The sequence below is a fragment of the Nocardia sp. NPDC006982 genome, assembly GCF_042869435.1.
Lineage (GTDB): Bacteria > Actinomycetota > Actinomycetes > Mycobacteriales > Mycobacteriaceae > Nocardia.
The window spans coordinates 22,964-47,722 of the sequence record NZ_JBIAFV010000023.1; the positions used below are offsets into that span (position 1 = coordinate 22,964).

A 24,759-nucleotide genomic window follows, 5' to 3' on the forward strand; every position below is an offset into this window, starting at 1 on the left:
ACGAGTTGATGGCGGCCGGTGCAATAAGGTCGTTGGCGTACGGGCGGAAGAGGAGGATATCGCCGTGTTCAAAGGCACGTTCGAGAAGACGGTGGTCCAGCTACTCGATACCGGGTCCCGCCTGCAGGCGCCCGCGGTCGCCAAGTACGTGGACCGGCTGCGGCGTTCGCATCCCTCGGAGAACCCCGCGCAGATCATCGAGCGGCTGGAGCACCAGTACCTGCTCGCGGTCACCGGCAGTGGCGGTGCGGTCGGCGCGACCGCCGCGGTGCCGGGAGTCGGCACCATCGCGGCGCTCGCGGCGGTCAGTGCCGAGACGACCTTCTTCATGGAGGCGTCCGCGGTGTTCACGCTGGCCGTCGCGGCCGTGCACGGCATCTCCCCCGAGGACAAAGAGACGCGGCGGGCGCTGGTGCTCGCGGTCGTGCTCGGTGAGAGCGGGATGGAGATCGTCGAGAAGACGGTTGGTCATTCGGCGAAGAACTGGGGCACGCTGTTCGCCAATAGGATTCCCGGCCTGTCGAGCATGAACGATTCGCTGCTCAAGCGATTCATCATCCGCTTCATCACCAAGCGGGCCGCGTTGATGGCGGGCAAGGTGGTGCCCGCCGGTATCGGGGCGGTGATCGGCAGCGTCGGCAATCGGGCGCTCGGTAAGACCACGATCGGCAACGCGCGCAAGGCATTCGGACCCGCGCCGGTGACCTGGCCCGCCGATCGGCAGCTCGTCATCGACGCCGACCCGCTGCCGGCGTTGGATCCGGTCAAGCCGCAACCGCCGACCACGCCACGATGAGCGCGGGCCGACCGCTCGCCTTCTCCGTCCGCGGCCTGACCAAGCGCTACGACCTGGTCACCGCGGTCGAAAACGTGAGCTTCACCGTGCCGTCCGGTACCACCGCCGCCCTGGTGGGTCCGGCGGGCGCGGGTAAGTCGACGATCCTGCGGATCCTGCTCGGTCTACACCAGCCGACCTCGGGAACCGCCGCGGTCGGCGGGCCGGGCTCGCGGCGGCGCGACGGATCCGCGGTTGTCGTCGGCGCCATGTTGCAGCCACGTGGGCTGCATCCGGCTCGAACCGCACGTGATCATCTGCTGGTGTATGCGGCGGCCGCGGGAGTGGAGGCCGCGCGGGTCGACGAGGTGATCCAGCTGGTCGGCCTCGGTGAGTTGGCGAAAACACGGGCGGGCGAGCTGTCGGACGGATCGCAGACCCGGCTGGCCTTGGCGACCGCGCTGCTGGGCGACCCGCAGCTGCTGATTCTCGACGAGCCCTTGGCCGGTCTCGACGCGGCGGAACGCGCCTGGCTGGCCGACGTCCTGCGGCGGCACACCCGTCGCGGTGGCTCGGCCCTGTTGTCCAGCGAAAGCCTCGCGAACGTGATTCCGATGGCGGACAACATCATTGTCGTGAGCGAGGGCTCGGTGGTCTATCAGGGCACCCCCGCCCGGCTGCGGCGCGGACACCCCGATCGACTGGTCGTCGCCGCATCGACCCCGATCGCACTCGCGACCATGTTGGCCGCACAGGGCTTCACCGATGCGGTGATCCGCCCCGACGGACGCCTCGCCGTCGCCGAAGCGACCGAAGCGCAGATCCGCGCGGCGGCGACGGCGGCCGGTGTGCGCGTGGACAATATCGCCGCCGACCAGATCCATCCCGACCGAGTGCTCGCCTCGTTGGTCAAACCGGCCCGCCCACCCCAGCCCGCCCCCTATGCCGGGATCGCACCGCAGCAACCGGCCCCCTACGGGATTACACGATGATCGCCGTTCTGCCACCGGATCTCGTTCCGGCCGTCAACTCCGAGGTCCGCAAGGTCAGCACGCTGCGCGCCAGCAGAATCCTGGCCGCGCTGATTCCGGCGGTCGCCCTCGTCGCGAGCACGGTGACCGTACTGCTCGCCGGACCCGCCGATCCGAAATCCAATCCGGCCACGGGCGCGGCGACCATCGGGCTCTATATCGGTCTCGCGGTCGCGATCGCGCTGGCGGGCGCCTTCGGCGCGGCCGGTGCGGGAGCCGAATACCGTTACGCCACAATGCCGACCACCGCCCTGTTCACCTCCGACCGGGACCGGCTCGTCGCCGCGAAGTTCCTCGTCACCGCGGGCTTCGCCCTGGCAGCGACCTTCGTCGTCGAACTCATCGCCTTCGCCTGCCTGCTCGGTTTCGGCCGCGGCAAATTCGACTTCGGGGTGCGCTTACTAGCCGTCCTCGGCGGCGGGCTGCTCGCCGCGGTCTGCTGGTCCCTGATCGGCGCCGGCCTTGGCCTGCTGCTGCGCACCTCCACCACGGCGGTCGTGGCGATGCTCGGCTGGCTGGTGATCATCGAACCGCTGATCTGGGTCGTGGCCAAGGCGATCGGTTTCGCCGGAGTGGTCACCGTCCTGCCCGGCTCCGCCACCGTCAGCACCGTCGCCGTCGGTTCCTTCAAAGACAGCGACTTCTTGGCCCCCACCCCCGCTGCCCTGGTGGTCCTCATTCTCTGGACCATCGCCACTGCGGGCGGTGCCTGGTGGCTACTCCGCACCCGCGACATCTGATTCCCCGACCGCCGAGCGCAGTCAAATGGCGGCCCAAAACCCCACCACCAACCACCAACTAACTACGCTGGACAAGCTCTCGAGAACGCAACCACAGCCCGTCGACTGCGCTGGGACTGCGGGCCTGCGTACACAAGTGCGGGAGGTAAGCCGGGTACGACACTCGACGTGCCCAGCACTGCCAAAGGCAAACCACAGACCGCCAAGCCCTCCCCGGACCAGCAGACCCCGAGAAGTCGGTGCGGGACAACATGCGCCACCGGCAGGGAACAACACAAGGGCGAGACGTGTCATTACCGTCGGTACCAGCACGACAAGACGGGGTGAGCAGCGGAGTGACCGAGCGCGATATGGGTTGGATGCGCAGATTGTGGGCCGAGTGTTGGGGCCACCGGGGAACGGTCACGGGCATCGCGATCGCATTGGCGGCCGGAGCACTGGTCGAGATCTCCGCGCCACTGCTGACCAAGCGCGCCGTCGATGCGGCCGGAGTCGGTGACACCTCCGTCATCGGCACCATCGCGGCCCTGCTCGCCCTTGTCGCATTCGGCCGCTTCTCCGCAGCCTTCGGACGCCGCATGTTGGCCGGACGGCTTTCCCTCGACGTGCAGCACTCGCTGCGTGTCAACCTGCTCGCCTCGCTGCAGCGGCTGGACGGCGCCGGGCAGGACGCGCTGCGCACCGGACAGGTGGTGTCGCGTTCGATCACGGATCTGCAGTTGGTGCAGGGCCTTTTGGCGATGACGCCGCTGTCCGGGTTGGCATTGCTGGAGTTCCTGCTGGCCGCCGCGGTGATGGTGTGGCTGTCGCCGCCGCTGGCCGCCGTCGCATTGCTGGTGGTTCCGGCAATCGCGGTGCTGGTGTATCGGATGCGGCCCCGCCTGTACGCGGCGACATGGTCGGCGCAGCAGCGAGCCGCCGAGGTCGCCCAACATGTCGAAGAGACCGTCACCGGTGTGCGGGTGGTCAAGGGCTTCGGGCAGGAAGCCAGGATGGTGCGGGTGCTGGAGGAGCACGGGCGCGTTCTCTACGCCGAGCGCATGCGCGCCGCCAAGATCAATGCGCGCTTCGCCCCCGTGGTGACCACGATTCCGCAAGCCGGACTGGTCGCGGTGATCGTTGTCGGTGGGCTGCTCGCCCTGCACGGCGTCATCGGTATCGGCACCTTTCTCGCCTTCTCCGCATACGTCACCACCATGACCGTCACCACCCGCACCATGTCGTCGGTGGTGATCATGGCCCAGCTGACCAGGGCCGCCGCTGAGCGCGTCTACCAGGTCATCGACGCCGCCCCCGAAATCGCCGACCCGCCCGCACCCGCCGAGCTCCCCGATGGGCCCCTGGGTATCGAAATCGATTCGCTGACGTTCGGATTCGAGCCCGCGCAGCCCATCCTGCGTGACCTCGATCTGACCGTGCGGCCCGGCGAAACTGTTGCCATCATCGGGCCCGCAGGCTCTGGAAAGTCAACGCTGTCACTGCTTCTTCCCCGCTTCTACGCTCCGGAATCCGGCACGATCCGCCTGTTCGGATCCGCGGAAACCACTGAGCAGGTGGATATCGCCGACCTGCGCGCGTCCGATTTACGCAGCGCGGTCGGGGTGGTGTTCGACGACCCGTTCCTGTTCAGCGACACCATCGCCGCGAATATCGCGCTCGGTCGACCGGCGGCCACCGATGCCGAAATCCGCTATGCGGCAAAGCTTGCCGCGGCCGACGAGTTCATCACCGAACTCACCGACGGCTACGACACCGTGGTCGGCGAACGCGGATTGACGCTCTCCGGCGGACAGCGGCAGCGAATCGCGTTGGCCAGAACACTACTGGCGCGGCCACGGATACTGGTGCTCGATGACGCGACCTCCGCGGTCGACGCCGTGACCGAGGCGGCCATCTTCGAGAAACTGCCCGATGCGGGCGGACGCACCACACTGATCCTGGCGCATAGAGAATCCACACTGGCCCACGCGGATCGAGTGATCCGGCTCCCCGGGCCGGTCTCATATGCCACCGATGAAGCCACAATCGCCGACATTCCGGCGGCAGCCGGTTCCGGGCGCACCACGGCCACCGATTCCAGGGGCACCACAGCTACCAATCCCGGACGGGCCACCGCTGGCGGCCCCGGACGCGCTACTACCAGTTTCGCCCGCACCACCACACCGACAAGCGGCCCGGGCGGATTCTCCGGCGCAGCCGCCGATCTCAGCGAAACCCCGGAACTGCGCCGCACCATCGAGCGCCTGCCACCGGCCACCGAACAACCCGACCTGGACGACGAACAGTTGCGCCGGCCCGATCCCGGATTCCGACTCGCTCGCCTGTTGCGTCCGGTGCGCTGGCTGGTTCTGACCGTAATCACCCTGCTCGCACTGGACACCCTCATCGGCGTCGCCTTCCCGCCGATCGTCCGCTATGCCATCGATTCCGGTGTGAGCGGCCATGATTCAGGCGCACTAGCCCGGGCCGGAGTGCTCGGCGCGGTGTTGGTGGTGCTCGGTCTCGCGGTCGGCGCGGCGACCACCGTCCTCACCGCCCGCAGCGGCGAACGCGTCCTCTACGGGCTCCGCGTGCGCAGCTACGCCCATCTGCAACGGCTGGGATTGGACTACTACGAGCGCGAGCTGTCCGGTCGCATCATGACCCGGATGACCACCGATGTGGACGCACTCTCGACGTTCCTGCAAACCGGCGTCGCGACCACCCTGATCGGCGCACTCACCCTGGTCGGTATCGCGGTGGCGCTATTGGTCATCGATGCCTCGCTGGCCGCGGTGGTGCTGATCGCGCTGCCGCCGCTGCTGGTGGCCACGGCGCTGTTCCGCCGCGTCTCCTCCACTGCCTACACCGTCTCGCGCGAAAACGTCTCGACCGTCAACGCCGATTTCCAGGAAAACGTCGCCGGTCTACGCGCCGTCCAGGCCAACCGGCACGAGCCGGTCGCTGCCCGCCGCTTCGCCGAATATTCCGATCGCTACCGCGCCAGCCGAATGCGCGCCCAGCGCGCGATCGCCATGTACTTCGCCTTCGTCATCGCCTGGGCGGATCTGGCGCTGGCCGCGGTCGTGTACTTCGGCGCGCGCGAAGTCGCCGAGAACACCACGACCGCGGGCACACTCATCGCCTTCGTGCTCTACCTGCAGCTGCTCTTCGGCCCGATCCTGCAGTTGTCCCAGGTTTTCGACGGCTACCAGCAGGCGCGCGTCGGCCTGCGCCGCATCGGCGACCTGTTGCGCACCCCGTCCTCGATCGCCGCCGATCCACCGGACGCGATCGCGATCGACCACGGACTGCGCGGCGAGGTCGTCCTCGACGACATCCGATTCCACTATCCGAGCACCGAGAAGCCGGCCCTCGACGGAGTGTCACTGCGGATTCCGGCCGGATCCACGCTGGCTTTGGTCGGACCGACCGGCGCGGGCAAATCGACCATCGTCAAGTTGCTGGCCCGCCTCTACGATCTGCCCAGCGACGCCCCGGGGGTGATCGCCGTCGACAACATCGACATTCGCGACTACCGCCTCACCGACTACCGCGCCCGGCTCGGCATCGTCCCCCAGGAAGCTCACCTCTTCACCGGCGACGTCGCCAGCAACATTGCATTCGGGAAACCTTCCGCGACCGAAGCGGAGATCGCGGCGGCCGCCACGGCGGTCGGTGCGGCCGACATGATCGCCGCGCTACCGCGGGGCATGCGTCATCCGATCGGCGAGCGCGGTCGGGGCCTCTCGGCGGGCCAACGCCAACTGATCGCACTCGCCAGGGCCGAACTGGTCCGTCCGGATCTGCTGCTGCTCGACGAGGCCACCGCCACCCTCGATCCGGAGACCGAGGCATCGGTGCTGGTAGCGAGCCGATCGCTGACGCGCGGCCGGACCACCGTCGTCGTGGCGCACCGACTGGGCACCGCCGCGCGAGCCGATCGGATCGCCGTCGTGGAACGCGGACGAATCGCCGAAATCGGGCCGCACGACACATTGGTTGCGGCGGGCGGCCGCTATGCCCAGCTCTGGGCGGCGGCCAGCGAAACGGGGGGAATATTCTCGGGTGAGGACGGGTCGTCATCTTTGGGATCGGGGTTGTCCGGTGGTCAGTCGATTCACTGATTTGCTGCTGGGCCTATCCTCGACAGAGGGCGCATCGGCGCGCATCCGCTGATCCCCGTGCCGGGCACGTCACAAACGTCGCAGCGCGAAGAACGAAATGAGGCGAACACCTGCTGTGAGCAGCTCAACTTCCCAGTTCGGACAGAACCAGTGGCTAGTCGATGAGATGTATCAAAAGTACAAACAGGATCCATCTTCCGTCGATGAGAGTTGGCACGAGTTCCTCGCCGATTACACGCCCGAAGTCCCGGGTGATTCCGGTAACAGCAGCGCCGCGCCCGCGGCCGCGCCCGCGCAGGTGGCCACCCCGGCACCAGCCCCCGCGCCGGTGAACGCGGCCCCCGCCGCTGCGGCCCCCGCTCCGGCAGCGCCCGCGCCCGCACCCAAGCCTCCCGCGCCCGCGAAGCCCACCACCCGCGCGCCGCAGACGACTCCCGCGCCGACCTCGAACGCCGCGCCCACTTCCGGCGCGCCGAAGGCTGCCGACACCGCGACCGACGAGGCGAAGGTCCTGCGCGGCCCGGCCGCCGCCGTGGTCAAGAACATGTCCGCGTCGCTGGCCATCCCGACCGCGACCAGCGTGCGCGCCATTCCGGCGAAGCTGATGATCGACAACCGCCTGGTCATCAACAACCACCTGGCCCGCACCCGCGGCGGCAAGATCTCCTTCACCCACCTGCTCGGCTATGCGATCGTGCAGGCGGTCAAGTCGTTCCCGAACCTGAACCGGCACTTCGCCGAAATCGACGGCAAGCCGAACGCGGTCACTCCGGCACACACCAACCTCGGTCTCGCCATCGACTTGGCGGGCAAGGACGGCAGCCGCTCGCTGGTCGTCGCGGCCATCAAGGGCTGCGAGGCCATGACCTTCGGGCAGTTCCACACCGCCTATGAGGACATCGTGCGCCGCGCCCGCGACGGCAAACTCGGCATCGACGACTTCACCGGCGTCACCATCTCGCTGACCAACCCGGGCACCATCGGCACCGTGCACTCGGTGCCGCGGCTGATGCCGGGCCAGGGTGCGATCATCGGCGCGGGCGCGATGGAGTACCCCGCCGAATTCCAGGGCATGAGCGACGAGCGCATCAACGAGCTCGGCGTCGGCAAACTGATGACCCTGACCTCGACCTACGACCACCGCATCATTCAGGGCGCGGAGTCCGGCGACTTCCTGCGGACCATCCACAACCTGCTGATCAGCGACGAGTTCTACGACGAGATCTTCCACGGCCTCGGCGTGCCCTACGAGCCGGTGCGCTGGCGCAAGGACGTCAAGGAACGCGGCGTCGACAAGAGCACCCGCGTGCTCGAGATGATCGCGGCCTACCGCAACCGCGGCCACCTGATGGCCGACACCGACCCGCTGCGGCTGGTCAAGGACAAGTTCCGCAGCCACCCTGACCTCGATGTCACCCAGCACGGCCTCACCCTGTGGGACCTGGACCGCACCTTCGATGTCGCGGGCTTCCACGGCCAGGAGCGGATGAAGCTGCGCGATGTGCTCTCGGTGCTGCGCGATGCCTACTGCCGCCACGTCGGTGTGGAGTACACCCACATCCTGGAAACCGAGCAGCTGCAGTGGATTCAGGAGCGGGTCGAGCAGAAGCACGTCAAGCCGACTGTCGCACAGCAGAAGTACATCCTGAACCGGTTGAACGCGGCCGAGGCCTTCGAAACCTTCCTGCAGACCAAATACGTCGGGCAGAAGCGCTTCTCGCTCGAGGGCGCCGAAGCCGTCATCCCGATGATGGACGCCACCATCGACCAGTGCGCCGAGCATTCGCTCGACGAGGTCGTCATCGGTATGCCGCACCGCGGTCGCCTCAACGTGCTCGCCAATATCGTCGGCAAGCCGTACTCGAAGATCTTCACCGAGTTCGAAGGCAACATGAACCCGGCCGCCACCCACGGCTCCGGCGACGTGAAGTACCACCTCGGCGCGCGCGGCACCTACCTGCAGATGTTCGGCGACAACGAGATCGAGGTCTCGCTGACCGCCAACCCCTCGCACCTCGAGGCGGTCGACCCGGTGCTCGAGGGTCTGGTACGCGCGAAGCAAGACCTTTTGGACAAGGGCGACGGGCCGGAGGGCTTCTCCGTCATGCCGCTGATGCTGCACGGCGATGCCGCATTCGCGGGTCAGGGTGTGGTCGCGGAGACGCTGAACCTGTCGGGGCTGCGCGGTTACCGCGTCGGCGGCACCATCCACATCGTGGTGAACAACCAGATCGGCTTCACCACCGCACCGGAGAACAGCCGCTCCACCGAATACTCCACCGATATCGCGAAGTTCATCGGCGCGCCGATCTTCCACGTGAACGGTGACGACCCGGAGGCCTGCGACTGGGTGGCGCGTCTGGCGGTCGACTTCCGCCAGAAGTTCCGCAAGGACGTCGTGATCGACATGATCTGCTACCGGCGTCGCGGCCATAACGAGGGCGACGACCCGTCGATGACCCAGCCGTACATGTACGACGTCATCGACACCAAGCGCTCGGTGCGCAAGGCCTACACCGAGAGCCTGATCGGCCGTGGCGACATCTCGCTGAAAGAGGCCGAGGACGCGCTGCGTGACTACCAGGGTCAGCTGGAGCGGGTCTTCAACGAGGTTCGCGAGCTGGAGAAGTACGTCCCGGAGCCGAGCGAATCGGTCGAGGACGACCAGCAGGTGCCTGCGACCGTCGTGACCGCCGTGGACAAGACCGTGCTGCAGCGCATCGGCGACGCCTTCCTCGGTGTCCCCGAGGGCTTCAACGTGCACCCGCGCGTCAAGCCGGTGCTGGAGAAGCGGCGCGAAATGGCGTACGAGGGCAAGGTCGACTGGGCCTTTGCCGAGTTGCTGGCCTTCGGCACGCTGATCGACGAGGGTCGCGCGGTGCGCCTGACCGGTCAGGACTCGCGCCGCGGTACCTTCACCCAACGCCATTCGGTGATCATCGACCGCAAGACGGCCGAGGAATACACCCCGCTGCACAACATCGGCAGTTCCAACCCGGGTTGGTTCGCGGTGCACGACTCGGCGCTGAGCGAATACGCCGCCGTCGGCTTCGAATACGGCTACTCGCTGGGCAACCCGGACGCACTGGTGTTGTGGGAAGCGCAGTTCGGTGACTTCGTCAACGGCGCGCAGTCCATCATCGACGAGTTCATCTCCTCCGGTGAGGCCAAGTGGGGTCAGCTGTCGGAGGTCGTGCTGCTGCTGCCGCACGGTCACGAGGGTCAGGGCCCGGACCACACCTCCGGTCGTATCGAGCGCTTCCTGCAGTTGTGCGCCGAGGGCTCGATGACGGTCGCCGTGCCATCCACCCCGGCGAACTACTTCCACCTGCTGCGCCGCCACGCACTCGACGGCATCCGCCGTCCGCTGATCGTCTTCACCCCGAAGTCGATGCTGCGCAACAAGGCTGTGGTCTCGGACCTGAAGGACTTCACCGAATCGAAGTTCCGCTCGGTGTTCGACGAGCCCACCTATGAGCAGGGCGTCGGCGACCGCAGCAAGGTCAAGCGCGTCCTGCTCACCAGCGGCAAGCTCTACTACGAGCTGGTCGCCGAAAAGGTCAAGCAGAAGCGCGAAGACGTGGCGATCGTCCGCATCGAACAGCTCTACCCGCTGCCCAAGTTCCGCCTCAACGAGGCGCTGGCTGGTTACCCGAATGCGACGGATATCGCCTGGGTCCAGGAGGAACCGGCCAACCAGGGCGCCTGGCCCTTCTTCGGCCTGAACCTCCCGGAACTCCTCCCGGAGCGCTTCACCAAACTCCGCCGCATCTCCCGCCGCGCCATGTCGGCCCCCTCCTCGGGTTCGTCCAAGGTGCATGCCGTGGAGCAAGCCGAAATCGTCGCCGAGGCCTTCGAGCCGACCGCGTAGTTTCCCGCTGACCCGACGCCGGGCCGAATCCACTCTCCCCCAGAGTGATTCGGTCCGGCGTTGCTCGTGGTGGCCAGTTATTACCGTGGGGCAGGTGGCGCCCCAGCGCTGCCGGCGGCCGGGTCGGGGTCGGGGCGCGAAGCTGGGGTGACGCCTGGGATTCGGTCTTGTACCACGAAGCTCGCTCGGGTTCGGATGGGGGCGCCGGGGCGGCGAATGTAGGGAACGGTGCGGAAGTCGGTGTGCCACAGAGTGTGATCGAGGTGGACTCGGACGTATCCGCGTTGGGAGTTGAAGAATTTCATGTCGGGATTGGCGGCCAGCAGGTTGCGGCCGGTGGGGTTCATGTCGGTGCCGTCGCCACCGGTTGTTATCGAGGTGCCGGTGAATTCGGCTGCTACGACCGGGGATTCAGGCGTGGTGTAGTCGGGGCGGAGGTCGGCGGCGTAGTTGTGGTGGCGGTCGCCGGTGATGACGACGAGGTTGTGGATATCGCGGGCGGCGGCGGTGGCGAGGACGGTGTTGCGGTCGGCAACGTAGGCGTCCCAGGCATCGGTGCCGAAATTGGTCCCGGGGCCGGGGTCGTAGTCGGATTTGGCCATGGCCACCTGATTGCCGAGGATCTGCCAGCGTGCGGTGGAGCGGGTGAGGCCGTCGAGCAGCCAATCGCGTTGTGGTGCACCCAGAATCGAGCGATCGGTCGACAGTCGGCCGGGGCAGTCGTCGCCGATATTGCCGTTGCCGCATGCTCCGCCGGTGCGGTATTGGCGGGTGTCGAGCATGGTGATATCGGCTAGGTCGCCGAAGGTGTAGCGGCGATGAATGCGCATGGTCGGGCCGGACGGGAGGGCCGCGATGCGCAGTGGCTGATGTTCGTACATCGCTTGGAAGGCGGCGGCTTTGCGGCGGCGGAACAGTGCGGGGATGCGGTAGATGTCGAGGCCGAGGCCGGGATGGTCGGCGAACCAGTTGTTGTCGATCTCGTGGTCGTCCATGGTGACCAGCCACGGGAAGGCCGCGTGCGCGGCGCGCAGCGGTTGTTCGGCCTTGGCTTGGGCGTAGCGCAGCCGATAGCCGGGGAGATCGACGGCTTCGGCGGCCAGATAGGGCTCCACCGACATCCCCGCACGGCCACGGTTCCAGCCGCGTTCGTAGATGTAATCCCCGAGGTGCACCACGAGATCGAGGTCTTCGGCGCTCATATGCGTATAGGCGGTGTAATAGCCGGAGGTCCACGATTGACAGGACGCGAACGCGAATCGCATTCGCGCAGTGGGCTGTCCGGTCGGTGGAGCCGTTCGGGTGCGACCGATCGGCGAAATCGCCGAGCCCGCGCGGAATCGATAGAAGTACCAGCGATTCGGCTCGAGTCCCCCGACCTCCGGATGCACGGTATGGGCGAGCTCTCGCGTGGCGACCGCACTCCCCCGCGCCACCATGTCCTGGAACTGCTCGTCGTGCGCCACCTCGTAATCGACGGTCACCGGATGCTGCGCCATCCCCCCGAGCCCGTCCGGCGCCAATGGATCCGGCGCCAACCGCGTCCACAACACCACCCCATCCGGCAGCGGGTCCCCCGAGGCCACCCCCAACGTGAACGGATCCCCCAACCACCGCGGCGCCCGAAACCGCCCACTGCTCGCCGCCGACGCCCCCACCAACACCGCGACCGATCCAGCCGTCCCCACCCTGAACAGCTGCCGACGAGACAGACCCATACGTCAGGATATCCGCCGCTCGAAGTGCTGTCAGCCGCGAAGCGCAGCGGCCAGTGCCGGGTTCAGCGAAAGGGCCAGGGCCAGTAGGGATTCGACCAGGAGGTCGACCAGTTGTTCGCGGGTGATGGTTTCGTGGCGCAGCCAGGTGAGGGTGGTTTCCTCTACGAAGGCGATCCAGCCGCGCATGGCGAGGGTGAGGCGGGGGCGGTCGGTGTCGGGAATGTCGACGGGCACTTCGGTCAGGATGATGTCGATGATGACGTTGCGGGTCTGGTCGACGAGCGGGAGCACCTCGGCGCTCACACTCGCCGGGCCGCGCAGCAGCGATACGTACGAATTGCGGTTCTCGCCGACGTACTCGATGTAGCGCTCGATCGAATCGCGCAGCATCTCGAATACCCCGAGGGTGCGGTCGGGTTCGACGTGCTCCAGCAGCTCGGCATTGGCATGGCGAACTATCGCCAGTTGGAAGTCCTGTTTGGTCGGAAAGTAGTGGAACAGCAGGCCGCGGGAGATCCCGGCTTCCCCAGCGATTTCGGTGATCGAGATGTCTTCGATGGCGCGGTCCCCGAGCATCTTCGCGCCCAGGGTGATCAGTTGTAGACGGCGCTCGTCCGGGCTGAGCCGGGTGCGCTTGACAGTTTCTCCGGTGCCTCGACTACTCACGGGCCCATCTTACTGAACGCTGCTCAATACTGTTGACTCATGCTCAATAGCGCCGTAGTCTGCATTATATGAGTCGCAAGGTTACAGACAAAGCTGTCGGCAACCGCCACGTCAAGACCATCATCATCGGCAGCGGTTTCGCTGGTCTGGGCCTGGCAATCCAGTTGAGCAAGCAGGGCCGCAACGATTACCTCGTACTGGAACGCGGCAGCGATGTCGGCGGCACCTGGCGCGACAACACCTACCCGGGCGCGGCCTGCGATGTGCCGTCGCACCTGTACTCGTACTCGTTCGCGCTGAACCCGAACTGGTCGCGCTCGTTCTCCAAGCAGGGCGAGATCCAGCAGTACATCCAGGGCGTCGCGCGCGAGTACAACGTGCTCGACAAGCACCTGTTCAACTGCGATGTGACCGCGGCCCGTTGGAACAACGCCACCAACCTGTGGCATATCGAATCGACCAAGGGCAGCTTCACCGCCGAGACCGTGGTGTCCGCCGTCGGCGCGCTGTGCGAGCCCGCGCTCCCGGATATCAAGGGCATCAACGGTTTCGAGGGCGCGATCTTCCACTCCGCCCGCTGGAACCACGACGCCGATCTGACCGGCAAGCGCGTCGCCATCATCGGCACCGGCGCCTCGGCCATCCAGATCGTGCCGTCCATCGCCCCGAAAGTCGCGCACCTGGACGTCTACCAGCGCACCGCGCCGTGGCTGCTGCCCCGCATGGACCGCCCGTACACGCTGCCGGAGCGTCTCGCCTTCCGGCACATCCCGGGCTTCCAGCGACTATCCCGCGCCGCCATCTACGCCGCGCGTGAAACCCAGGTCGTCGGCCTCGCCAAGGTTCCGGCACTGATGCAGGCCTTCGAGCTGATCGCCAAGGCCAAGCTGCAGCTGGAGATCCGCGATCCGGAGCTGCGCAAGAAGGTCACTCCGAACTTCCGGATCGGCTGCAAGCGCATGCTGATCTCCAACGACTACTACCCGGCGCTGAGCCGCCCGAACGTCGACGTGGTCACCGACGGCATCGCCGAGGTGCGCGCGAATTCCATCGTCACCAAGGACGGCACCGAGCGCGAAATCGACGCACTCATAGTCGCGACCGGCTTCCACGTCACGGATTCGCCGACCTACAACGCCATCTCGGGCAAGGACGGTCGCACCCTGGCCGAGGTATTCGACGAAATCGGCCAGCAGGGTTACAAGGGTTCGGCCGTCGCCAACTTCCCCAATATGTTCTTCCTGCTCGGCCCGAACGTCGGCCTCGGCCACACCTCGATGGTGTACATGATCGAATCCCAGATCAACTACATCGCCGATGCTCTCGCCACCGTCGATCGCCTCGGCCTGCGCACCGTCGAGGTGAAGCGCGCGGTGCAGGACACCTACAACAAGAACCTGCAGGGCAAACTGGTGAAAAGCGTGTGGAGTACCGGCGGCTGCGCCAGCTGGTACCTGGACAAGCACGGCAACAACACCACGCTCTGGCCGGATTTCACCTTCGAATTCCGCAGGATTACAAAGAATTTCGACGTCTCCGCCTATGAGACGACTAGCGTCGAAACCTCCCGAGACGATCTGAAAGTGGTGGCACAGTGAATGCAGCATCGCGAAGCGATTCCGTGGGGGGTGGTGGTCGGGCGACGGGTGGGCGCAATGATGCTTACTTCAAGGGCAAGGTCTGTGTGATCACGGGGGCGGGTTCCGGCATCGGCCGCGCCCTCGCGGAGAACCTGGCCAGGCGCGGCGCCAAACTCGCGCTCTCCGATATCGATACCGATGGCCTGGCCGAGACGGTGCGCCGCTGCGAGGTGTACGGAGCCGAAATCAAATCCGATCGGCTGAATGTGACCGAGCGCGAAGCGGTACTGCTGTACGCCGACGCCGTGCAGGCGCACTTCGGCAAGGTGCACCAGATCTACAACAACGCGGGCATCGCCTACCACGGCGAGGTGATCCGCTCGGAGTTCAAGGACATCGAGCGCATCATGGACGTCGACTTCTGGGGCGTCGTCAACGGCACCAAGGCCTTCCTGCCACTGCTGATCGAATCCGGCGACGGCCACGTCGTCAATGTCTCCAGCCTGTTCGGCCTCATCGCGGTCCCGGGCCAGAGTGCTTATAACGCAGCCAAATTCGCGGTGCGCGGGTTCACCGAATCGCTGCGCCAGGAGATGTTTGTCGGCAAGCATCCGGTCAAGGTGACCTGTGTGCATCCCGGCGGCATCAAGACCGCCGTCGCCCGCAATGCCACCTATGCCGAGGGCATCGACAGCCAGGGCGCCGCATCGCTGTTCGACAAGAAGCTGGCCATTCACACCCCGGAAATGGCCGCGCAGACCATTACCGAGGGCGTTCGCAAGGGACACGGTCGCGTGCTGATCGGCTGGGAGGCCAAGGTGCTCGACCTGTTCGTCCGGGTCACCGCCTCTGGCTACCAGCGCATCGCAGCGGCGGTGAACCGTCCGTTCCTACCCTGAACCAGCGCGGGGAATCGAGGAAAACCTATGCGTGACATCAACATTCCGCTACCCGTCGCGCGAGCGCTGCTGAGTCCGATTTTCCGGGTCTCACTCAACGCGCGACTGCCCTGGCAGATGCAGCGATTGCTGCTCGATATCGGTTCGCGCGCACAGTTTTTGCCATCGGGCACGACCGTGCACCGGCTCCGGCTCGGCGGGCGACCCGCGGAACGAATCACCGCGGGTTCGGCCAGGCCGAACCTGAACGCCGGCGCGGTGCTGTACCTGCACGGCGGCGGCTATGCGATCGGATCGCCGACGACGCACCGTTCACTGGCCGCCCGGTTGGCGCACGAAACCGGTTGCACCGTCTATGTTCTCAACTACCGATTGGCGCCGGAGCACCCGTTCCCGGCCGGACTCGAGGACGCCGAATCGGCCTTCCTGGAACTGGTCGGCAATATCGGCTACCGCCCCGAACAGATTGCGCTGTCAGGTGATTCGGCGGGCGGCGGGCTGTCGCTGGCCACCGCGCAGCGGCTCATCGCCGAACACGGCTACACCCCGGCGGCGCTGGGCCTGATCGCGCCGTGGGTGGATCCGAATCAGGTCCCGGACAAGTTCCGCGATCTGGTGATCAATCGGCCGTGGTCGCGCGCATGCGCCGCGGCGTATCTCGGCGACGGGGACGGCAAGGACACCGGCTACGCACCGCTGCACGGTGAACTGCGCGGTTTGCCGCCGACGTATGTACAGGTCGATGTCAGCGAACTGCTGCATGCGCAATGTGTCGAATTCGTGACGGCACTACGGGCAGCAGGCGTCCATGTCCGGTTTACTGAGAGCAAGGGGCTATGGCACGTCGCGCAGCTGCAGGCCGCGCTCGTCGGTCCCGCGGCCGCGGCACTGACCGAACTGGCGGATTTCCTGGGAGAAGCCGTCCAACCGGTCTCGATCCGAGACTTAGGATAGATCTGTGAGCAGGCCGAGCTGACGTCCCGGTCACAGGTGTCGTAGATTACTGGCGAGTAAACCCACGTGGAAGGGCACTGATGCGAGAGTTCGAAGTCCCGGCTTCCTACACCGTCCCAGAAGATGCGAACAATTCCGATAATGTCTTCCGGCATGCCGAGCAGTCGCCCGGTGCGGTGCTGTTCAACGTCACCGACGGTGGCGGCTCGCGGGAAATCAAGGCCGCGGAATTCGCCAAGACGGTCACCGATGTCGCCAAGGGCCTCATCGCCTCCGGTCTCGAGCTCGGCGATCGCGTCGCCATCATGGCCCCGACCCGCTACGAGTGGGTGCTGCTCGACTTCGCCATCTGGGCTGCCGGCGGTTGCACCGTCGCCATCTACGACAGCTCGGCCGCCGAACAGGCCAAGTGGATCCTGCAGGACTCCGCCACCAAGCTGCTGGTGGTCGACAGCGATAAGCACCGCAAGGTGATCGATGAGATCGAGGCGGGCGTGCTGCCGGATCTGAAGGAGACCCTGCAGATCGACAAGGGCGCGGTCGACGATCTGATCGCGCGCGGCGCCGACCTCGACGACGCGACCGTGCACGCGCGCCGCGCCGAGGTCAATGCCAAGTCCCCGGCCACCCTGATCTACACCTCGGGCACCACCGGCCGCCCCAAGGGCGTCATGCTCTCGCATTCGAATCTGTACGCGGAGTCGAAGTCCGACCGGATCGCGCTGAGCAAGTACGTCACCGAGGGCAAGAAGACGCTGATGTTCCTGCCGCTGGCGCACGTCTTCGCGCGTGCCGTCACGCTGGCGGCGTTCGACGCCAAGGTGATCGTCGCGTTCACCGCCGACTGGTCCACCCTGGTCGAACAGTTCGGCAGCTACCGCCCGCACTTCATCCTCGCGGTGCCGCGCGTCTTCGAGAAGGTGTTCAACAGCGCCAAGCAGAAGGCACACGACGGCGGCAAGGGCAAGATCTTCGACGCGGCCGCCGAGACCGCCATCGCCTACAGCCAGTCCCTCGACAACGGTGGGCCCGGCCTGGTGCTCAAGCTCAAGCACACGGTTTTCGACAAGCTCGTCTACAGCAAGCTGCGGGTCGCGCTCGGCGGTCAGTGTGAGGCCGCGGTCTCCGGCGGCGGACCGCTCGGTGCACGCCTCGGCCACTTCTTCCGCGGCGTCGGCGTCACCATCTACGAGGGCTACGGCCTCACCGAGACCACCGCGGCCATCACCGTGAACACTCCCGGCAATATTCGCGTCGGCACCGTCGGCAAGCCGATCGAGGGCCATGCGGTCAAGATCGCCGAAGACGGCGAACTGCTGCTGCGCGGATCGGTTGTCTTCAACGGTTATTGGGGCAATGCCGAGGCCACCGAGGAGGCGTTCACCGACGGCTGGTTCAAGACCGGTGACCTGGGCGCCGTCGACGGTGACGGGTACGTCACCATTACCGGCCGCAAGAAGGAAATCATCGTCACCGCGGGCGGTAAGAACGTCTCCCCCGGTCTGATGGAGGACTCGCTGCGGGCCCACCCGCTGATCAGCCAGGTCATGGTGGTCGGCGACGGACAGCCCTTCGTCGGCGCGCTGATCACCCTCGATCCGGAGGCGCTGCCGGGCTGGAAGGAACGCAACAACCTGCCCGTCGAGACCCCGATCGAGCAGATCATCGAGAATCCGGCGCTGGTCGCGGAGATCAATGCGGCGGTCGCGGAGACCAATAAGAAGGTCTCGCATGCCGAGGCGATCAAGAAGATCCGCATCCTGCCCGTCGACTGGACCCAGGAGACCGGTGAGCTGACGCCGAAGATGTCGCTGAAGCGGGCCGTGGTGATGAAGCAGTACGCGTCCGAGGTGGAGAAGATCTACTGCTGACGCTGGTTTTGCGAGGTGCCGTCCGCGAGTTGCGGGCGGCGCCTTTGCTTTTCGTTCAGCTGGGGAGGCGGTCCAGGAGGTCGGCGATCAGCGGCGCGATCTCGGCCAGGTGTGTCTCCAACGCGAAGTGGCCCGTATCGAAGACGTGCAGCTCGGCGTCCGGGAGATCGGCGAGGTAGGCGTGCGCGCCGGGCTCAGGGAAGAAGGGATCGTTCGAGCCCCAGACGATGAGGGTCGGCGGGGTGTACTTGCGCAGCCACTGCTGCCATTCGGGGTAGGCAGCGACATTCGACTTGTAGTCGAAGGCGAGGGCTACCTGGGCCTCCTTGCGGCCGGGCAGGTCGAGGAAGTACTGATCGAGAATCCACGATTCGGGGCTGAGCACGGTCGGGTCGGGGACGCCCTGTTCGTATTGGCCGCGGGTTCCCTCCATTGTGAGCAGACCGCGAATCGTGTCTTCGGCTCCTTCGTCCTCGGGCCGCAATGCGGTGAAGTCGCGAGCGAGATCCGACAGTCCCGCCTCGTAGGCATTGCCGTTCTGGACGATGAGGCCGTTGATCCATTCGGGGTGGCGCAGCGCGATGCGGAAGCCGACCGGAGCGCCGAAATCGAAGACGTACATGACGAACTCGCGCAGTTCCAGCCGCTCGACGAATCCCTCGGCGACATCGGCCAATCGCTCGAACGAGTAGTCGAAATCGGCTGGTGCGGTGGTGTTTCCGAAGCCCGGGTAGTCCGGGGCGAGCAGCCGGTACCGTGCGCCGAGCACATCGAAGAGCCTGCGGAACTGGTGCGAGGCCGACGGAAAGCCGTGCAGCAGCAATAGCACCGGAGCATCCGCGCGGTTGGGGACCGATTCGCGGTAGTGGACCTCGACGCCGTCGACATCGATGTGGCGGTGGTGGATGACTGGCAGCTCGATCATGGCTTCACATGCCTTCTTTCCGTGATGTTGCATTAGTTCTAGCGGATCAACTTCTAATGTGTCAACTGCACGATGTAGCATTAGATGCATGAGTGAAGCTCCGCTGGTCGGCGAGCCGTTGGCATTGGACCTGGTCAATACCCGGCCGAGCGGTGTCGATCTGCTGGCGACCCCGGATGACCTCGCGATTTGGCTTGCGCTGCAGGCCGAACGGTTCCCGGAGCCAGCGATTGCACACCCCACTTCCACCGAACTCGCCGCCGTCCATGCAGTGCGCGACCACATCAGCGCCGTCCTCGACGCTCTGCTCCACGATCGTCGCCCGCCCACCGATGCATTGCGCGGACTCAATGCCGCGCAGGCCGCCGCGCCCCCGGTCCGACAGCTCGGGTGGGGCGGCGATGCGGTAATCACGACCGTGCGCCGCACCGGCACGGCGGCCGAGAAGCTGGCCGCGGTCCTGGCCGAAGCCGCCGCCGACCTGCTCGCCGATCCATCGATCGGCAAGCTGAAGTGCTGCGAAGCCGACGACTGCGTTCTGCTGTTCCTGCCCGCCCACCCGCGCCGTCGCTGGTGCTCACCCGAACGCTGCGGCAACCGGGTCCGCGTAGCCCGCTACTACCAGCGGCACAAGTCCGCGGACTGAGGTTCACGTCACCGAATGGTCATACTCCCCAACCGCACCCGGCAGTAGGCTCGGACCATGGCTGAACTGCGCTTTCGGGTGGCGGCGGGCATTGTCGCCGCCGGTCTGGCGCTCGGCGTGTCCGAGCTCGTGGCCGCCTTCATCGGCCCCGACAGCGCACCGCCGAACGCTCTCGGCTCCACCGCCATCGACCACACCCCGGACGGCCTGCGCGAATGGGTCATCCAAACCTTCGGCACCAATGACAAGACCCTGTTGTTCGTCTGCATGGCACTCGTGGCCGTACTGGTCGCCGGATTCATCGGAGCCATCGAACGAACAGATCACCCGCGCGGGTCCTGGCTCCTGGCCGCCCTCGGCCTGCTCACCGCCGCCATCGCCTTCGGCCGCACCGGACTGTCCACCGTCTGGCCCACCGTAATCGGTGTCGCCGCAGGCATTTACGCCCTCCGCGCCCTGACCTCCCGAATCGACGACGCAGCAGCCGCACACATGTCCCGGCCCGCCTCGCCGAAAACTACTGCCACCGAAGCCGACTCATCCAGCACCGACATGTCGGCCGCGCCCGGTGAGGGGGTTGGCGAGAGCGCGGCAGCATCGTCATCGGCGACACCGGAACCGGCTGCCACCCACCATGACTCGGCCGACCAGGGCGCGGCAGGGGTCCCCGAGGCCGGTCCGGTCACGGCGGAAGAACTAGCGTCGAGCAGCGGCGGGACACCGGCCCGCTCGACCGCGGCGGCGGCCGAGAAGGAACCTGCGGCTTCGGGACCGCAGCGGCGACAGGTGTTGCGGGGCATTGCGATCACGGGTGGGCTGGGGTTGCTCAGTGGGGTGGGTGGGCGGCTGATCGGGGCACAGCGGCGGGATGTTTCCGGTGAGCGGGCGGCGATTCAGTTGCCGGAGCCGAGTGGGCCGACCGTTTCGCTCGCACCCGACGCGGATTTGAAATTGCCGGGACTGACGCCGTATCTGACGTCCAATAGCGACTTCTATCGGATCGATACCGCGCTGATCGTGCCGCAGGTATCCGTCGACGATTGGTCGTTGCGGATCCACGGGATGGTGGATCACGAAATCCAGCTCAGCTGGGACGATCTCGCCAAACGCACACCGGTCGAGACGCTGGTGACGCTGGCCTGTGTCTCGAATCCGGTCGGCGGCGATCTGATCGGCAATGCGAGCTGGCGCGGCTACCGCCTGGACGAACTGCTCGCAGAGGCCGGACCGCATCCGGATGCCGATATGGTCCTGTCGCACAGCATCGACGGCTTCACCGCGGGCAGCCCGCTGGCCGTACTCACAGACGGCCGCGATGCGCTGCTCGCCGTCGGCATGAACGGCGAACCCCTCCCGGTCGCACACGGCTATCCGGCCCGACTGGTCGTCCCCGGCCTGTACGGCTACGTCTCCGCCACCAAATGGGTGACCGAACTGGAGATCACCCGCTTCGACCGCGCCACCGCCTACTGGACCCGTCGCGGCTGGTCCGCCTACGGCCCCATCAAAACCGGCACCCGCATCGACACCCCGCGCGCCCGCGCCAAACTGCAACCGGGCAACACCGCCATCGCCGGCGTCGCCTGGGCCCAACACCGCGGCATCCGAGCCGTCGAAGTCCAAATCGACAACGGCCCTTGGCAACCCGCCCGCCTGTCCACCGAACAGTCCATCGACACCTGGCGCCAATGGGTCTACGACTGGAACGCCACCCCCGGCCCCCACACCATCCGCGCCCGCGCCACCGACGGCACCGGCGAAACCCAGACCGAAGCCCGCGCCCCTGTAGTCCCCGACGGCGCCACCGGCTACCCCTCCACCACCATCCAGGTCGGCTGACGATTACGGCGCATCAGACAACATTTCGGCCCGGTGCGCGCTTACCAGCCGGTTGCGCTTGCCACGATAGGATCGGCCCGATACTCGTTGCCGGTCCCGAGGAGCAGCATGTCCGCCGTATTCGATTGGGCGCGGGAAGAGAACCTGCAGCCGGAGCCGATCACGGTGGAGATTTGGAAGGAACTTCCCGAAGACTTCTGCCGCCTGGTTGAGGTGGAGAACGGCGAAGCGGTCCGGGCGGAAGAACCGAGTCGACCGCATCACACAGCGACGTTCAGACTTGCACACATGGTTGACCGAGCAATCGCCGAGCACGTCGACCAGTATCGGGACGAATGCCTGGACACAAGTATTGACTTCGACATGTTGCTGTGGGAAGCGCCGCGAACAACCATCAGGCGACCCGATCTCGGCATTTACGACTGCGCACCCGCCGATCTCCGACCGCTGCCCGCTCACCTGGTAAAGCTGGTCATCGAGATCGTGTCGCCGGGCACCACGAGGATCGACCTGGTCGAGAAGAAAGCGGAGTACGCCATTGCCGGTATCCCGTGGTACTGGATTGTCCGGATTGGCGATAACAGCGTCTCAATGATCGAGATCTTCGTTCTTGACCATGTCCTCGGCCAATACCGACCTCATGCGAAGTTGACGCCGAACGAGCCGCAGACCACCGTCGACCTACCGATTCGGATAACCATCGATTGGACTCAGCTGACGGGTCTGGCCCGCTGACGGGTGTGCCCCGTGCGCGAATCACGCACGGGGCACACAGAACTCAGACGCCGACGGTGTCGGCCTTGGCCAGGTCGGTCTTCGGGCCGGATGCGGCGGACTTGCCGTGGCGGATGAAGAGGGCCGAGGCGATTACACCGATCAGGAGGATGCCCGCGGGGAGCAGGATGGCTTGGCTGAGGGCGGTGCTGAAGGCGTCCTTGACGAATTCGGGGATGGGCCCTTGGCCCGCACCGCCTTCGGAGACCTTGCCGCCGCCGAGGCCGTTTGCGCTCATCCGGGCCGCGACCAAGGCGCTGATCGCGGCGCTACCGAGTACCGAACCCACCTGCCGGGTGGTGTTGTAGACACCCGCGCCCGCCCCGGCCAACTGGATCGGCAGGTTGTGCGTGGCGGTGGAAGCCAGTGGCGCCCAAATGCAGGCGTTGGCGAAACCGGCCAGCGCGGCCGAGACCAGCAACCACACCAGTGACGAATGCGGAGTCATCACTGCCGAGAACCAGAAGATCGACGCCGAGAATCCGATGAATCCGATGGTGGGCACCAGACGCGGGTGCAGCTTGTCGGAGACCTTGCCGATGATCGGTGCGAAGACGCCCGTGACGATCGCCATCGGCGCGAATACCAAGGCGGACTTGGTCGGTGACATTTCCCGCACCGCCTGCAGGTAGAAGTACGTCGGCACCATAAACGAGGTGACCGCCGCGCCCATGGTCGCGATGGCCACATTCGACATCGCGAAGTTGCGATCACGGAACAGCCCCAACGGCAGCAGCGGCTCACCGGTATTGCGCGACTGATTCACCAGGAACACCGCGAGCACAACAACACCCGCGCCGATCATCAGCCAGATGCGCAGCGACCAGTCGTAGGTATTGCCCTCCTGGATACCGAAGACCAGCAGGAACAGACCGATTCCGCTGAGCACCACACCCGGGATGTCGAACTTGTGCTCATGCGTCGGCAGCGCAGGAACCAGCCAGACCGCGAGCGCGAACGCGACGACGCCGACCGGAACATTGACGATGAAGATCCACTCCCAGCCGAGCCCGTCGACCAGCACACCGCCGAGGATCGGGCCGACCAGCGTGGCCAGACCGGCGACACCGCCCCACAGACCCATGGCCGCACCGCGCTTGTCCGGCGGGAAGGTCCTGGTGATCACCGCCATGGTCTGCGGCGTCATCATCGCGGCGCCGAGACCCTGCACGGCCCGCGCGGCGATCAGCATGGTGATCGATCCGGACAGACCGCACCACAGCGAGGCGGCGGTGAATACGGCCAGACCGATCAGGTACAGGTTCTTGGGCCCGTAGCGATCACCCAGCCGACCGGTGACCAGCAGCGGCACCGCATAGGTCAGCAAGTACGCGCTGGTCACCCAGATGACCTGGGAGATGTCGGCCTGCAGATCCGTCATGATCGCCGGGTTCGCGACCGCGACGATGGTCATATCCAGCAGGATCATAAAGAAGCCGACGACCAGCGCGAACAGCGCCAGCCACGGATTACGTTGTGTGGTCATGGATTTGGTTCCTATCTCGGATGTCTGTTCCGGAGGGCGTGTGCACACCGGTACGCATCAGGGCGAGGACGCGCTGGTCTCGTTCCAGCGGCGCGGCACCGGGGGTGATTCGGAATGTTCCTGGTCGGACCAGGGGTGCTGATGTTCGGTTATGCGGACGCCGGTGGCCGGATCGAATTCGTCCCACTCCATCTCGCCGCTGTCCAGTTCGGAGATCAGGTTGTCGACCCACGCGATCTCGGCGGCGATGGTGGCACGCAGATACGAGAGCACGATCCAGTAGCGCCGCGGTACCGCGTGCAACCCCGCCCACTGGCTCATCATGTCGACGTCGGCAAGGTCCTGCGCCAATCGCTCGACCCGCTCCCGCAGTAGCGCGAGCACTTCCGGCGCGGGCAGGTTGTGCGCCTCCGCGAGGGCGACCGGGAATACCGGGTATTCCCGCCCGGGATTGCGCAGGATCTCGGCGATCCGGGAACGCAATGCCTCCCGGCCGCTTTCGGTGATCCGGTAGGTGGTGCGCTCCGGCCGATTCCCATCCCGATCGACGCCCTCGGCCTGCACCATTCCTTGGTCGGCCAACCGCGTCACCGTGTGATAGAGCGAGCCCGGACGCACCTTCACCAAGATGTCCTCCCGACGGGCGATCAGCAGTTGATACGCCTCGTAGGGATGCATGGGCCGCTCGTCGAGCAGCGCGAGCACGGCGATCGCCAATGGCGTCACCGACGGGCGCGCGTGCTGCCCCATGTTCGGTCACCTCCTGCACAACACTCGCGGATGCGAGATCGAATTCCTGGAGCACGATAGCCATGGCCACCGACATACTCCGCATCAAATACTCCACGTGGAATATACGGCGCGGAACAGTCCGTCCA

17 protein-coding genes are annotated in these 24,759 nt (G+C 66.2%); 12 read left to right on the forward strand and 5 right to left on the reverse strand.

Annotated elements, in window-relative coordinates; all coding sequences use genetic code 11:
* Window positions 1–64: 64 nt before the first annotated feature.
* The 5 genes from ACFYOW_RS44045 to ACFYOW_RS44065 all read left to right on the forward strand — a co-directional run bounded on the left by ACFYOW_RS44045 (window position 65) and on the right by ACFYOW_RS44065 (window position 10,523).
* Complete coding sequence (locus ACFYOW_RS44045) at window positions 65–796, forward strand: hypothetical protein (protein WP_387297149.1); 732 nt, start codon at window positions 65–67, stop codon at window positions 794–796.
* Window positions 793–1,767, forward strand: a complete 975-nt coding sequence (locus ACFYOW_RS44050) for an ABC transporter ATP-binding protein (RefSeq protein WP_387297151.1) — start codon at window positions 793–795, stop codon at window positions 1,765–1,767. The genes ACFYOW_RS44045 and ACFYOW_RS44050 overlap by 4 nt, the downstream gene beginning before the upstream one ends.
* Window positions 1,764–2,546, forward strand: coding sequence for an ABC transporter permease (locus ACFYOW_RS44055; RefSeq protein WP_387297153.1), 783 nt, complete (start codon window positions 1,764–1,766; stop codon window positions 2,544–2,546). The genes ACFYOW_RS44050 and ACFYOW_RS44055 overlap by 4 nt, the downstream gene beginning before the upstream one ends.
* 350 nt (window positions 2,547–2,896) lie before the next feature.
* A complete protein-coding gene (locus tag ACFYOW_RS44060; protein ID WP_387297240.1) occupies window positions 2,897–6,652 on the forward strand; it encodes an ABC transporter ATP-binding protein in 3,756 nt (1,251 codons plus the stop codon).
* Window positions 6,653–6,749: 97 nt separating this feature from the next.
* Window positions 6,750–10,523, forward strand: coding sequence for a multifunctional oxoglutarate decarboxylase/oxoglutarate dehydrogenase thiamine pyrophosphate-binding subunit/dihydrolipoyllysine-residue succinyltransferase subunit (locus ACFYOW_RS44065; protein WP_387297155.1), 3,774 nt, complete (start codon window positions 6,750–6,752; stop codon window positions 10,521–10,523).
* An 80-nt stretch (window positions 10,524–10,603) separates the two neighbouring features.
* Here ACFYOW_RS44065 and ACFYOW_RS44070 read toward each other — a convergent pair whose 3' ends face one another.
* Both ACFYOW_RS44070 and ACFYOW_RS44075 read right to left on the reverse strand, forming a co-directional pair.
* Complete coding sequence (locus ACFYOW_RS44070) at window positions 10,604–12,241, reverse strand: alkaline phosphatase D family protein (protein ID WP_387297157.1); 1,638 nt, start codon at window positions 12,239–12,241, stop codon at window positions 10,604–10,606.
* 30 nt (window positions 12,242–12,271) lie between these two features.
* On the reverse strand, window positions 12,272–12,907 hold the full coding sequence (locus ACFYOW_RS44075; RefSeq protein WP_387297159.1) for a TetR/AcrR family transcriptional regulator: 636 nt from the start codon (window positions 12,905–12,907) through the stop codon (window positions 12,272–12,274).
* Window positions 12,908–12,975: 68 nt separating this feature from the next.
* On the opposite strand from ACFYOW_RS44075, the gene ACFYOW_RS44080 reads away from it, so the two are divergent.
* The 4 genes from ACFYOW_RS44080 (at window position 12,976) to ACFYOW_RS44095 (ending at window position 18,211) form a co-directional block, all read left to right on the forward strand.
* A complete protein-coding gene (locus tag ACFYOW_RS44080) occupies window positions 12,976–14,505 on the forward strand; it encodes a flavin-containing monooxygenase (RefSeq protein WP_387297161.1) in 1,530 nt (509 codons plus the stop codon).
* A 23-nt stretch (window positions 14,506–14,528) separates the two neighbouring features.
* Window positions 14,529–15,386, forward strand: a complete 858-nt coding sequence (locus ACFYOW_RS44085) for an SDR family NAD(P)-dependent oxidoreductase (RefSeq protein ID WP_387297242.1) — start codon at window positions 14,529–14,531, stop codon at window positions 15,384–15,386.
* Between the two features lie 27 nt (window positions 15,387–15,413).
* The gene (locus tag ACFYOW_RS44090; protein WP_387297163.1) at window positions 15,414–16,340 is read left to right on the forward strand and encodes an alpha/beta hydrolase; all 927 of its coding nucleotides are present in this window, start codon (window positions 15,414–15,416) and stop codon (window positions 16,338–16,340) included.
* An 80-nt stretch (window positions 16,341–16,420) separates the two neighbouring features.
* Entirely contained in the window at window positions 16,421–18,211 is a 1,791-nt protein-coding gene (locus tag ACFYOW_RS44095) for an AMP-dependent synthetase/ligase (protein ID WP_387297165.1), read from the forward strand.
* Window positions 18,212–18,266: 55 nt separating this feature from the next.
* Here ACFYOW_RS44095 and ACFYOW_RS44100 read toward each other — a convergent pair whose 3' ends face one another.
* The gene (locus ACFYOW_RS44100; RefSeq protein ID WP_387297167.1) at window positions 18,267–19,136 is read right to left on the reverse strand and encodes an alpha/beta fold hydrolase; all 870 of its coding nucleotides are present in this window, start codon (window positions 19,134–19,136) and stop codon (window positions 18,267–18,269) included.
* Window positions 19,137–19,224: 88 nt separating this feature from the next.
* On the opposite strand from ACFYOW_RS44100, the gene ACFYOW_RS44105 reads away from it, so the two are divergent.
* From ACFYOW_RS44105 to ACFYOW_RS44115, 3 genes are all read left to right on the forward strand, one after another.
* The gene (locus ACFYOW_RS44105) at window positions 19,225–19,782 is read left to right on the forward strand and encodes a CGNR zinc finger domain-containing protein (RefSeq protein WP_387297169.1); all 558 of its coding nucleotides are present in this window, start codon (window positions 19,225–19,227) and stop codon (window positions 19,780–19,782) included.
* A gap of 57 nt (window positions 19,783–19,839) precedes the next feature.
* Window positions 19,840–21,621, forward strand: coding sequence for a molybdopterin-dependent oxidoreductase (locus ACFYOW_RS44110; RefSeq protein WP_387297171.1), 1,782 nt, complete (start codon window positions 19,840–19,842; stop codon window positions 21,619–21,621).
* Between the two features lie 108 nt (window positions 21,622–21,729).
* The gene (locus ACFYOW_RS44115) at window positions 21,730–22,356 is read left to right on the forward strand and encodes a Uma2 family endonuclease (protein ID WP_387297173.1); all 627 of its coding nucleotides are present in this window, start codon (window positions 21,730–21,732) and stop codon (window positions 22,354–22,356) included.
* Window positions 22,357–22,399: 43 nt separating this feature from the next.
* Here ACFYOW_RS44115 and ACFYOW_RS44120 read toward each other — a convergent pair whose 3' ends face one another.
* Window positions 22,400–23,881: a DHA2 family efflux MFS transporter permease subunit gene (locus ACFYOW_RS44120; RefSeq protein ID WP_387297175.1), complete on the reverse strand. Its 1,482-nt coding sequence runs from the start codon at window positions 23,879–23,881 to the stop codon at window positions 22,400–22,402.
* A gap of 57 nt (window positions 23,882–23,938) precedes the next feature.
* The gene (locus tag ACFYOW_RS44125; RefSeq protein WP_387297177.1) at window positions 23,939–24,631 is read right to left on the reverse strand and encodes a PadR family transcriptional regulator; all 693 of its coding nucleotides are present in this window, start codon (window positions 24,629–24,631) and stop codon (window positions 23,939–23,941) included.
* Window positions 24,632–24,759: the final 128 nt, after the last annotated feature.